General features: G+C 37.9%; 10 protein-coding genes. 6 read left to right on the top strand and 4 right to left on the bottom strand.

Annotated features, from left to right (window positions below):
- Window positions 1-61 precede the first annotated feature (61 nt).
- Window positions 62-1,825 carry an ATP-binding protein gene (locus ACEYW6_RS21670; RefSeq protein WP_412981369.1) on the top strand — a complete coding sequence of 588 codons (1,764 nt, stop codon included), beginning with the start codon at window positions 62-64 and terminating at the stop codon, window positions 1,823-1,825.
- On the opposite strand, the gene ACEYW6_RS21665 is transcribed toward ACEYW6_RS21670, so the two are convergent.
- Window positions 1,818-2,105 (bottom strand): hypothetical protein, encoded by a 288-nt coding sequence (locus ACEYW6_RS21665; RefSeq protein WP_412981368.1) that lies wholly within the window; start codon window positions 2,103-2,105, stop codon window positions 1,818-1,820. The genes ACEYW6_RS21670 and ACEYW6_RS21665 overlap by 8 nt on opposite strands.
- Before the next feature lie 713 nt (window positions 2,106-2,818).
- Here ACEYW6_RS21665 and ACEYW6_RS21660 point away from each other — a divergent pair.
- From ACEYW6_RS21660 to ACEYW6_RS21650, 3 genes are all read left to right on the top strand, one after another.
- Window positions 2,819-3,223, top strand: coding sequence for a response regulator (locus ACEYW6_RS21660; protein WP_190896485.1), 405 nt, complete (start codon window positions 2,819-2,821; stop codon window positions 3,221-3,223).
- A gap of 395 nt (window positions 3,224-3,618) precedes the next feature.
- Window positions 3,619-3,825 (top strand): hypothetical protein, encoded by a 207-nt coding sequence (locus ACEYW6_RS21655; protein WP_412981367.1) that lies wholly within the window; start codon window positions 3,619-3,621, stop codon window positions 3,823-3,825.
- Between the two features lie 98 nt (window positions 3,826-3,923).
- Window positions 3,924-4,397 carry a DNA phosphorothioation-associated protein 4 gene (locus tag ACEYW6_RS21650; protein ID WP_412981366.1) on the top strand — a complete coding sequence of 158 codons (474 nt, stop codon included), beginning with the start codon at window positions 3,924-3,926 and terminating at the stop codon, window positions 4,395-4,397.
- 28 nt (window positions 4,398-4,425) lie between these two features.
- Here the strand turns inward: ACEYW6_RS21650 and ACEYW6_RS21645 are convergent, their stop codons facing one another.
- On the bottom strand, window positions 4,426-5,595 hold the full coding sequence (locus ACEYW6_RS21645) for a DNA sulfur modification protein DndB (RefSeq protein WP_412981365.1): 1,170 nt from the start codon (window positions 5,593-5,595) through the stop codon (window positions 4,426-4,428).
- Window positions 5,596-5,690: 95 nt separating this feature from the next.
- On the bottom strand, window positions 5,691-7,283 hold the full coding sequence (locus ACEYW6_RS21640; protein WP_412981364.1) for a DGQHR domain-containing protein: 1,593 nt from the start codon (window positions 7,281-7,283) through the stop codon (window positions 5,691-5,693).
- Window positions 7,284-7,570: 287 nt separating this feature from the next.
- Between ACEYW6_RS21640 and dndC the strand changes: the two genes are divergently transcribed.
- Entirely contained in the window at window positions 7,571-9,265 is a 1,695-nt protein-coding gene (gene dndC, locus ACEYW6_RS21635; protein WP_412981363.1) for a DNA phosphorothioation system sulfurtransferase DndC, read from the top strand.
- Window positions 9,266-9,327: 62 nt separating this feature from the next.
- The gene (dndD, locus tag ACEYW6_RS21630; protein ID WP_412981362.1) at window positions 9,328-11,313 is read left to right on the top strand and encodes a DNA sulfur modification protein DndD; all 1,986 of its coding nucleotides are present in this window, start codon (window positions 9,328-9,330) and stop codon (window positions 11,311-11,313) included.
- 51 nt (window positions 11,314-11,364) lie between these two features.
- On the opposite strand, the gene ACEYW6_RS21625 is transcribed toward dndD, so the two are convergent.
- Window positions 11,365-11,721 carry a four helix bundle protein gene (locus ACEYW6_RS21625; protein ID WP_412981361.1) on the bottom strand — a complete coding sequence of 119 codons (357 nt, stop codon included), beginning with the start codon at window positions 11,719-11,721 and terminating at the stop codon, window positions 11,365-11,367.
- Between the last annotated feature and the right edge of the window lie 85 nt (window positions 11,722-11,806).

Genomic DNA, 11,806 nt, shown 5'->3' with positions numbered 1-11,806 from the left:
CACCAAAAAATGAGAGGGTGTTATTTATAGCAATGTTGAGTAAGGGAAACACCCTCAAGGTATGGGCAAAGTTGCTCGGATGCTAATGGCTACTCCGTTTACAACAGTGCAAAGCTGGTGGAGACAAACCTTTTCTGCACCAACAACAGATGAAATCACTACTTTTTACACAGCTTGGCGCAACCGCTTTTTGTGGCAGAGATTGCGTTTATGGTTATGGCTGGCGCTGATTTGTTTGTTGTCTTTTACTTTGAGAGACATTTACGGCTTTTTTTTCCCCTTAAAAGAGTTGGAAAGTCTGCCAGAAGTACTTAGAACTCAACGCCTTGTAATCAATATTGCAATGCTCTTGAGTATACTTGTTTGCTTTGGCCTACATAAAACGAAGTTAGGTCGCGATCGTCCAGATTTATTATTTTTGGGGTCTTCTTGGGCAATTAGTCTAGCATCACAGTTGTTTGCAACCATCAGAGGTTTTGCACTAGCCGACACCATCGGCTGGTCGTTGCTGTTTTTAAGCCAAGCCGTATTAATGCCAGTCTGCTGGATTCTTCACTTGCTATGTCAAGTGGGCGTGCTGTTTTACTACTTTGGTGTAAATACGATACTTGGGCTAAAAACACCAGTCCCCGAATACCCAGAAATATATAATGTAACGTTCATTTTATACATTTTTTGGTTTTGTGTTATATGTGATATTGGTGTTTATCTGTACGATCGCCTGCAACGTTCTGAATTTTACGCCCGTCAAGAACTGGAATCTGCCTATCAAAAAATCAAGGTTGCAGAAGCTAAATATCGCAGCATTTTTGAAAACGCTGTTGAAGGTATTTTTCAAAGTAGTCCCGATGGACGTTACATTACGGCAAATCCTGCTTTAGCACGCATTTATGGTTACTCCTTAGCGGAGGAGGTAACAGCAAATTCCACTGTTATTGAACAATTGTACGTTGATCCGAACCGTCGGGCAGAATTTGTCCGCCTGATGGAAAAGTATGGCAGCGTTTCTGAGTTTGAGTCCCAAATTTATCGCCGAGACGGGAGTATTGTCTGGATTTCGGAAAAAGCCTACGCAGTGCGTAACGAACAAGGAAAACTGCTTTACTACGAGGGTTTGATTGAAGATATTACCCAGCGCAAGCAAACTGAAGAAGAACTACGGGTATTTTTTCATGCAGTTTCCCATGATTTACGCAACCCAGTGCTGGGTACTTTAATGGTGCTGAAAAATTTGCTTGCACGTCCAGAGGAAAATATTTCGATTTCACGCTCAATTTTAGAGCGGATGATTCAAAGTAGCGATCGCCAACTGAACTTAATTAATTCGTTGATGGAAGCTCATGTTAGCGAAGTGCAAGGTGTTGTTTTACAACGTCAAACCGTACAATTACTGACAGTTGTCGAAGCTGCGATCGCAGATTTAGAGCCACTGCTAGAGCAAAATCAAGCCAAGCTGACAAATCTGGTATCCGCAGATTTGCCATTAGTGAATGCAGACCCCACGCAACTATGGCGAGTTTTTTCTAACTTAATTGTCAATGCTCTGAAACATAACGCCCCTGGTTTGCTCTTGACAATTAACGCTAACCATGAAGGTGAGATGATTTATTGTACTGTTAGTGATAAAGGCGTGGGTATTAGTCAACAACAAAGCGATCGGCTTTTTGAACTTTACTTTCGAGGTGCAAGTATCCGCAATTCTGTAAGTTTGGGATTGGGCTTGTATTTATGTAAGCAAATCATCAATGCTCACGGCGGCGAAATTGGTGTAAACAGTACATTGGATGCAGGGGCAACTTTCTGGTTTACATTGCCTATTAGCTAGCAAGTGAAGTAACTATACCTTCGTAGGGGCAAGGCGTTCTCCAGTTTTGATCATAAAATTGGTAATTTTCAATTACGGCTCCATAGGCAAAACCTGTTGTTTTTCTCACCTCAACTGCTCGAATATCTTGAAGTGGCAAATCCTTTATTTTAGTTTGTAATCCGTGAAATTTGATAGTTACCCTGCCAAGAGCTTTGTTAAAACTACAATCTTTCACTACATGAAGTTTCCACACCTCTTGCAATGCTATATAGAATCCAAATGCTGTTAAGAGTAACAAGAGAGATCCCCACCATTCACCCGAACTAGCAATAACTAAAGCTATTAAAAATACAAATAGGCTAATAAAGAAGAAAAGAATGGTATCAAACCAAAAAGTTGTAGAGAGTTAGCGAATCGTTAAAACATAGTTAGTTTGCTCTAAAATACTCATTTTTTGAATTTCCTTACTGCTGTTGATGTGGTTTTTTATCGCCAAATTTTACTAAATAAATTATTTTGTAATTTTATTGTTAAATATTTAAGCTGAAAAGCTAATACTATGTCCTAATTTTATCTATCTAATATTTAGGAGAAATCACTTATAATCATCCGTCAAAATTTATCTTGAAAACTTTGTATTAGTAAATAATCATATTGAGTAAAAACTAGAATCAAATTCTATTCAAGGCTCAATAGTTTTTACATCAAGTGCATTGTTTTAATTATAATTAATAGGATAAAAATATTTTTATATGATTGGTTATATAATCTAAATAAATAATTATAAATTATACCTACCATTTGGAGGATTGCTGGTTATGAATTATATCTGCATTTAGATACAAATAAATTGTTAAAATTGATTAGAAGTCGTCTTCTGTTTGTTTTATTGTTGATTATATAGTTCTGACTTTTCACGGCATGTGGAAAAAGTCATTTTGAGGGTTTCTCAAGCCCTGATTTTTTCTTTAGCTGGTAAAAGTCACAGAAAGTTAGAATAAAATGTCATTTATGGAACCTTCTGGAACTCTTGCTGGTTTAGATATTCTGGTAGTTGAGGATGATAATGATACTCGCTGTTTCATCACTACTGTGTTGGAAATGGATGGAGCAAAAGTTATAGCAGTAATATCAGCAGATGCGGCACGCCAAGTATTATCCGAATTGCAACCCGATGTTTTAATTTCTGATATCGGGTTGCCTGGGGAGGATGGCTACACTTTTATCCGCAAAATTCGTGCGCTCAACCCAAAGAATGGTGGGCGAGTCCCGGCTATTGCTTTAACAGCCTATGCTGATAGTGAGGATCGTATCCGTGCTTTGGAAGGTGGCTTTGATACTCATGTATCGAAACCGATTGATCCTGAAGAACTAGTTGAGATAGTCGCTAGTTTGGTTGCTTCTTGTAATTGGTAACCATGAGGCTTGTTAGTTTTAGCTTTCGTGTTCATGGTTAAACTGGGAGTGGATTATTAGAAGTAAAATTTACCATTTTCCCTATTCGTGAAACAACGCCATTTTAAGACAGATACAGCAGTTTTGTTTTGCACGAAGTATAAAACTAAGGGTTTGGATGCAGCAGATAAAAATTATTTATATCTGCTGATTTTAAGTTTGCATTTTGTACTTAACTTATTTGCAAACTGCTGTATTTGATTTGCTACTTTTTAAGAATTATCTAATTCAAGCTTTTTTCTGAAGTCTCCCTAATGTCTCGATGCCATCGTCCATCTTCACCCAGTCCAGGAATTTCATTTTGGTAAAAAGCTTTTAAGAACTTATCCTACTAATCAAATTCTGTGAATCCAGATATGAACAGTAGCAAGGTTAATGAATTCATCAAAAAGTATATTTTGATGTTCCCGACGAACAAGTGGGCGAGTATTAAAACAGGAAGTTGTCAGAGTATATCGCGTCATTATCCCCGAAAAACCCCCAATCATCGCCCTTTTGAGGTGGCAGAAGCTGATTCCGCAGTATTAGGATGGGCTATGTTGGTGGATGAGTTGTTTGTTTAGCGATCGCCTGTATACTAGTATAAAATAATGTGGCTATTAGGTGCGATCGCTCGCTTATAACTTTCAGTTAAAATAGCTACACGTTAGATATTAAAACAATGGCGGAAACTGGCAGAATCAGGGTTGCTAAAGATAAGGCTGAGTTGGTGAAGGATTTAACATCTTCAGATGGTGGAACAGGGCCTTTTAATACTTTTGCTGATGTGATTGTGTTTGCAGCAGCTTTGGGTGCAAAACATAAAAAGCGCGTGGCTTTGGGAGAGATTTCTAAAAGGGAACCATCGCCAATTAGGATAGAGTATTTTGCCTCAATGGGAAATGATATTTTAATAAAATTATTAGCAATTAATGAAACTAAAGATATAAAAACACTATCTATTAATGAAGAGGAATATGAAAGACAACGCAATCATATATTTGAAGAGTACGCTAATGGTGGATTGGAAATATTGCAAAATGAATTGCGTGGGTCAGTAGATTATTCAGAGCGAATTTTATTATTTCTCAGTTATGAGCGAATGAGCGAAGAGAAACAAGATGAGGAATTTGATTTAAGCAAATTCCTCTCTTGATTTTTAAGTGGTACTTGTAAGTAATGATTTACATCCACCCTAGCCTGATTTTTACTGTCTTGACTGCATCTGCTATGGGAGTTGGTTTATTTAAAATTTCGTAGTCACCACTAGCTGATTTCCTCACTAGATTAGTTTCCCAAAGACTGTTCTTTCGTGACCAGTCTAGCTGTGCTAGCTGTGAAATTTTTTGTTCATCAAAATAATTATTATCCTTGTTATAAATGGAGTATAGCAATCGCCCTAATACTTCGAGTCCAGCACTTACCCCTAGCACAGAAGATTCCCTAAAAGCACCTGATTGATGAGGAGTAAGCTTGTCAATAGGTGTTTCAGAAATATCTTTTGTGTCTTTACATTCTGAGAAAAACTTATTCAAACACTCTGCTAAAGCTTCTGACAGTTGTTCAACATCATACCCTTTAAGTTCATCTTTTGTATTATCAGCAAATACACAACTGACAAAACGGGCTATAAAATTAGTTGTGTAAATTAGTTTTTGACTAGCATTTTTACCAATTTTATTTGTTTTTTCATTAAACATTCCTACTTGTTCTATCAAATTTTTAGTAATGCCAACCCTACCTTCATACTCACCAAATGATAACAACAATGAGTTATCTAGTTGTTTTGTTTGAGCCATATCTCGGAAGTCAGTTTGGCACTGACGCTTGTCTCCCTCTAAAATCAATGTAATAGCAAACTGATCACGACCAATTAAGTGGCTTTCATTACTAAAAATTAATTCGTGAATAGCCGTTTTACGGTGCTGTCCATCTGTAATATCTAGTTTAATTCCGTTAGGAATAACGACTATACAAATTCCCCTACCTAATTCATGTATTTTTATATGTTGTTCATCAACATTAGCTGTAATTGTTCCTAAAACCCAGGGTTTGCCGACTTGAGCGCGTTCAACAACATAGTCTTTTATTTCTTTAGCATGACCTTTTACCTCTGGACGGTTCTTACCCGAATCAGGATCATTTTTAGTAGAAGGTTTAGCTTGAAGAAGAGCGGGCAAATCTTTGGCGGGTACATTAATTTGCAGCATTTTCCGCTTTCCCTGATGAAAAATCAGCCCTGGATAGCATGACTCTATATGGTTTTCCGAAAAAAGCGGCGCAACTAAGGTAATAAAATTAGCTTTAATCTCTGGGGAAACATTATTGTTATTATCTTGGTTTGTTTGAGTCATACAGATACCTGTAAAGTGGCAGATTACACTATATGCTCTTATTATACTTAAGCTACCGTAATAACCACAATAAAAAGTCTTGAAAACTGTGTCAATTATAAAACAGGTGGAAGTCCTACCGCTTTGGGTTCAACAAACTCACCATCAAAACTTATAGTTTTATCTTCCACAGTTCTAGCATCTGCCAAAGCTTTACGAAGTTCAGCACGTTCCATCTGTTCCTGAATTCCACCCAAGATATAAACCAATAATTTCGCGGCTAAATCTCGTCCAGCAACCTGTACCCGCTTTTTATTTGGGTCATATAAAACCCCATACCAAAGAGATTGGGGATATTCCATACCACTAAAACCACCTTGCTGGTCAAACTTCCGCAGTTTATTAAAAATATCTACGAGGGAAAAACCTTTTTTAAAAACCAAAATTCCTAAAGCTTGCGCTAATGCAACTTGAGCAACTGGACGGAAAAGCATATTTCCTTCACCTCCATCTTTCTCAAAGCTGAAACGCCGTAAAGCTGGTGTATCCTCGTGTTCTAAAATTTTATAACTAGAAAGACTAGCCAAAGAATCAAATAGCTTTTTAAATTCCTCAATTCCCTGCTCAATTTCTTCATCCTCTGGACGCATGGGAATTAAACCTTTCTCCAAGGGTTTCCAGTGAGGGAACTTTTGAGCCAAATAGCGCTCAGACATATCTTGCAGAGCTTGCAAAGTAGTCAAAACTGTAGAATTGGAAGCCACTGTTGCACTATTCCAATTAACACGGGGATTGCGCTCTTGTCGTTGTTCTAATAGTGGATGTGTAACTGCAATTCTTCTAGCAACGATCGCAAAACCATCATCTTCATTCAACTGCGTTAGCTGACCTTTAGTCAAGGGTGCAGCCATCAGGTTGACATGAACAAAAATCGATCTCACCCTCCGCCTCGCCTCGGTGCGAGTTTCCCCAGCCGCTACCGCACAGATGAACTCAATACCAATTTTTTCCTTGGGTAAATTTTGCAAATAAGCAAGGTCTACTTGGTACTTTTCTATCAAATCATTGACTGTAATAAAACTGTCATCAGCACCTTTATCTTTTTTATAGCGCTGGAGTTTACGAGTTTTAATTAACTCCATCAACCCCTGTACACCCATTAATCGGTGTTGACCATCTAGTGCATAAATAGTCACATCATCTTCAGAAATATTTAGCAGGCCTACCTTACCGTCTTTATCTAGGGGGATGAAATCAGTAGTAGACTTTGTGGCGTGTCCTCCACTATCCCACTCAGCAGCTTTGGGATTATCCACCCACGGTTGATTAATTACTACCAACACTGGCGGAAACTTATGGTTGTGTCGAGCCGCCAAATACTGCACTAGTGGCGCTTGACGTGACCAATCAAGGGGACGTTGCTGAATTTCATCAATACTATCCGCGTCAATCTCGACATTATCAGTCTCAGGATTGTACTTTTTCTGAAACAAAGGTAAGCCAGAGGCGAAGTGAACCCGACCTGCAAACCATTCCAGTGTAACAGAGCTAACATAAGCCTCAGTACCGCCCATTTCGGTTTTTTGCACGAGAATCTGATCTTTTCTCCCTAAAAACTTCTCCAGGAGTAAAGATAGTACCTGTTTTTCCTTGTTTTCCCGTTCCAGATATTCTCTAGCGATGTCAGCAGTTGAGTCAAAGTCTTTCATGTTGTTAATTTTTAAAAACTATAGAATATAAAGCAGTTTACATTGTCTAGAGTATTAGGTAAGAATATTTATTTTTTAAAAATTCTTAAAAAATGCTATTCTAAAAAGCTGATCCTCAAACAACGAATAACTGAAGCTTGCAGTTATTGCGGTTATATATAATACAGGTAAAATTTCAAAAAAGTCCGCCTACGCGGGCTTTGTTTGTGTGCCAGTAAATTTTGGTCTGAAGGGCGTTTAGTTGGTCGTTTATATAAAAAAATACTTGTTTAGGTAGGAGGAGAGAAATGGCTACAGCACAACAACCAGAGAATAAAGGTCAGGAGACGCGTACTGTAGCAGATTTAGTGGAAGATATCCAAGCTCTCACCACTGAAATTCAAGAGTTGTACTGTTTAGATGAAATACCTTGGGTTGTCGGTTACTCAGGTGGTAAAGATAGTTCATGTGTACTGCAATTAGTTTGGAATGCGATCGCAGCACTTCCACCTGAAAAGCGAACTAAAACAATATACGTTATCACTACAGACACACTGGTAGAAAATCCTATCGTTGCTGCTTGGGTACGCAATTCTTTAAAACAGATGAAATCTGAAGCTCAAGTGCAAGGATTACCATTTGAACCGCATTTGCTACAACCAGATTTTAAAGAAACATTTTGGGTCGGTTTGATTGGTAAAGGTTATCCAGCACCCAGAGGGAAATTTCGTTGGTGTACAGAACGCCTAAAAATTAATCCCTCTAACCGCTTTATTCGTGATGTGATCCGAGCGAGTGGAGAAGCGATCGTTGTCTTGGGGACTCGCAAAGCTGAAAGCACAAAACGTGCTAGCCGAATGAAAAAATTTGAAGCCCAGCGAGTCCGCGATCGCCTTAGTCCTAATATGAACTTGCCAAACTCTTTAGTTTATAGCCCTATTGAAGACTGGCAAAATGATGAAGTCTGGATTTATCTCATGCAATGGGAAAATCCTTGGGGGTACAGCAATAAAGATTTATTCAGCATGTATCGAGGTGCTTCTGCTGATAATGAATGTCCTTTAGTTGTCGATACATCTACTCCTAGTTGTGGTAGCTCGCGTTTTGGTTGCTGGGTTTGTACGCTGGTTAGTCAAGATAAATCGCTGGCGGCGATGATTCAAAATGACGAAGAGAAAGAGTGGATGCAACCTTTACTTGATTTCCGTAAAGAATTGGATGCTGAAGAAACCCGTGATAAAAGAGATTTCCGACGTAGAAATGGTGGTGTCCAACTTTATGAACGTAACTTAGAAGATGGGATATCTATTGAACACATTCCTGGCCCGTTTATTAAAGAAGCGCGGGAGGATTGGCTAAGAAAGTTACTTACCGTTGAAAAACAAATTCGTCAAACAGCGCCAGAAAATATGCGCGATATCACCCTAATTACTCTAGAAGAAATGAGCGAAATTCGCCGCATTTGGCTAGAAGAAAGACACGAATTTGATGATAGTTTACCCCGGATTTATCAAGAAGTGACTGGCGAAGAATTTCAAGATCCCCGTCCTGGTGCTGACTATAGCCTCTTAGGTCTTGATGAATGGGCAGTACTAGAAGAAATCTGTGAAGGCGATGTTATGCACTTGGAACTCATGGCAAAGCTATTAGACACAGAATACCAATATCGCAAAAAAGCTCGTCGCACAGGAATATACAACACTCTAGAGAAATGTTTTGATACGAGTTCGCGCTCCCAAAAAGATGCAATTAATCATGCTCATTTAAAACGCGATTTAAGAGAAGCAATTACTGATGGTGACATTATAAAATTTAAGGAAAAGTTTAAGCAGTTAACTTTGGGAGATGTTGATATAAAAGACGAGGTTAGAGAGGAAATTATAACTATACCAGATGAAGTTAATATAAGCCCAAATGACCAAATATCAACCATATCTCCTACAGAACCTGATGTAAAACCTCAAAATTGGGCAAATATAAAATTTAAAGGTAAACACCATTAATAGTTTCGCCAGAATACGCAAAAATGCAAAGTGTATTCTAGTACTTAAATATTCAAATAATTATGATATTTCTTGAACTCGTATTACAAAACTTCGGCCCCTACAGTGGGAAACAGGTAATCAATCTTAACCCAAAAACTGATGAAGAAAACTCGCGTCCAATTATCCTCTTAGGTGGGATGAATGGCGGTGGAAAAACTACGTTCATGGATGCCATTCGTCTCGCCCTTTATGGCCACCGTGCCCAATGTTCTACCCGTGGTAATTTAAGTTATAGCGATTTTCTCAATCAATGTGTTAACAACAAAATTGATCCAGTTGCAGACACCCGTGTTGAATTACTTTTTGAACATATCGAAAATGATAAACCAATAAAATACCGTGTTGTCCGTAGTTGGACAAAAAATCCTAAAGACGGTAAAGATACGTTAGGTATTTTAGGTGACAGTGATACATGGCCTGATGCTTTAGTTAATATATGGGATGAATATATTGAAAATCTTTTGCCATTAGGTATTTCTAACTTATTTCTCTTTGATGGTGAACAGGTTAAAGAACTTGCAGAACAGGAAACACCACCACCAGTTGTAGTAGATGCAATTCGTGGACTTTTAGGCTTAGAGTTAGCAGATCGTTTAGCAGTTGATTTAGATATCTTAGTTAACCGTAAAGTTAAAGAAGTTGGTAATAGTAAAGATTTAGCAAACCTAGAGGAAATTGAAACTAGGTTAACCCAACAGCAAGAAGATTATCAAACAACAGGAGATAAATTAGAAACTCTCAAAAATCAGGTAGAAGAGTTAGAACAAAAGCAGCAAGAAGCCTTTGATAAATTTATTTCTGAAGGTGGGAAGATTGCAGCAGAACGCAATCAACTAGAATTACAACAGGATACAAAAACTGCGGAAATTGAACAAGTACGTCAGTCGATGTCTGAATTAGCAGCTGATGTTTTACCTCTAGCATTAATTCCCAATCTGCTTACTCAGGCGCAAGCACAGGGAGAAAAAGAATTTCGCCATCAACAGGTACAAATTTCTAAAGATTTGCTACTTGAACGAGATCAGCGCTTACTCACTTGGCTAAATCAAGTAGAGATTTCGCCGATACAAGTTGAAAAAATCCAATCATTTTTAATCCAAGATGTAGATAGTTTATATACAAAGACTATCCAGATAGAAGCACCTTGGTTATTAGCTGATGATGAAACTTTAAGTCAACTAGATAATGTCATATATCACTTGCAAAATTCTAAACTTTCTGCGAAAGAGAAATTAACTATTCTCAAAAATAAAGAAGAAGAAATTCACACTTTGGAAAGACAAGTGCAAACAGCAGCAGCACCAGAAGATTATACAAAGCTGCGTAAGTCACTAGAAGCTGCACAAAACCAAGTCGCTGAAGCTAAAGCAAATTATGAAACAATCCGCCGTCGTCTAGCTGAATTAGAAACTATTATTGCCAAATCAAAAAAACAATTAAGTGAATATACAGTAGAAAATATTAAACATACTAATAATAAACATATTATTTCATCGGTAGCAAAAGTTCAAGATACACTCAAAATTTTTCGTGAAAAATTAACCTTGCGAAAACTCAATAAATTAGAGGAAGAAGTTAAAAATTGCTTCCTTTATCTCCTGCATAAATCAGATTTAGTGCGTCGTATCACCATTGATACCAAAACTTTTAGCCTTTCGCTTTACGATTTAAATGGTAAACCTGTCCCTAAACATCGCCTCTCTGCTGGCGAAAAACAACTACTTGCGATCGCATTCCTCTGGGGTTTAGCCAAAGTCTCTGGACACCGCCTACCAGTAGCCATCGATACGCCATTAGGTAGACTAGACTCCTCTCACCGCAGTAATTTAGTTGAACGTTACTTTCCATCCGCCAGCCACCAAGTTATTTTGTTATCTACGGATACTGAGATTGGTAAAAAAGAAGTAGAAACACTGCGAGAAAACGAAGCGATCGCGCGCGAATACCTCCTCAAATACGACTCCACTACCCGCCAAACTACTATACAACCAGGCTACTTTTGGTAATTCGTAATGACGCTCGAATACTCGCTAACGCTACGCTAACGTAATTCGTAATTATTTACCTTTAAGTCGTTTGGTGGAAGCAACTAGAATTTTGCCAATTTCATTTGCCTCTTGGAGAAGTAGTTGAAATTTGTGTCTATCCACTAGTTCGGATTCAATTAATATTTCCAACCAGTATTGTGTTTCTCTGGCTTCTTTCAAAGCAATTTCTAATTTATTGATAAAATCTTTATTAGATTGGGCAGACTGTGCTTCTCGAACATTTGCACCAATAGAAGTACCGGAACGAAGTAATTGTTTAGAGAGAATTCGATAAACTCCAGGTTTCTCATCTAAAAAGCAACAAGCTTTAACAATTCTTACCGCAAAACTTCTTGTCCGGTCAGTAATGCTACTATTAGTTACCATATTTGTCTTTTAAATCATAATATCTATGTTTCCCCATCTAAAAGGAAAACTAGAATCTCAATCTAAATAAATTACGAATTACGTT

Source organism: Nostoc sp. UIC 10607 (genome assembly GCF_047228265.1).
In the GTDB taxonomy this organism is placed as follows: Bacteria; Cyanobacteriota; Cyanobacteriia; order Cyanobacteriales; family Nostocaceae; genus Nostoc; species Nostoc foliaceum_A.
This window is presented reverse-complemented; position numbering and strand designations above follow the sequence as displayed.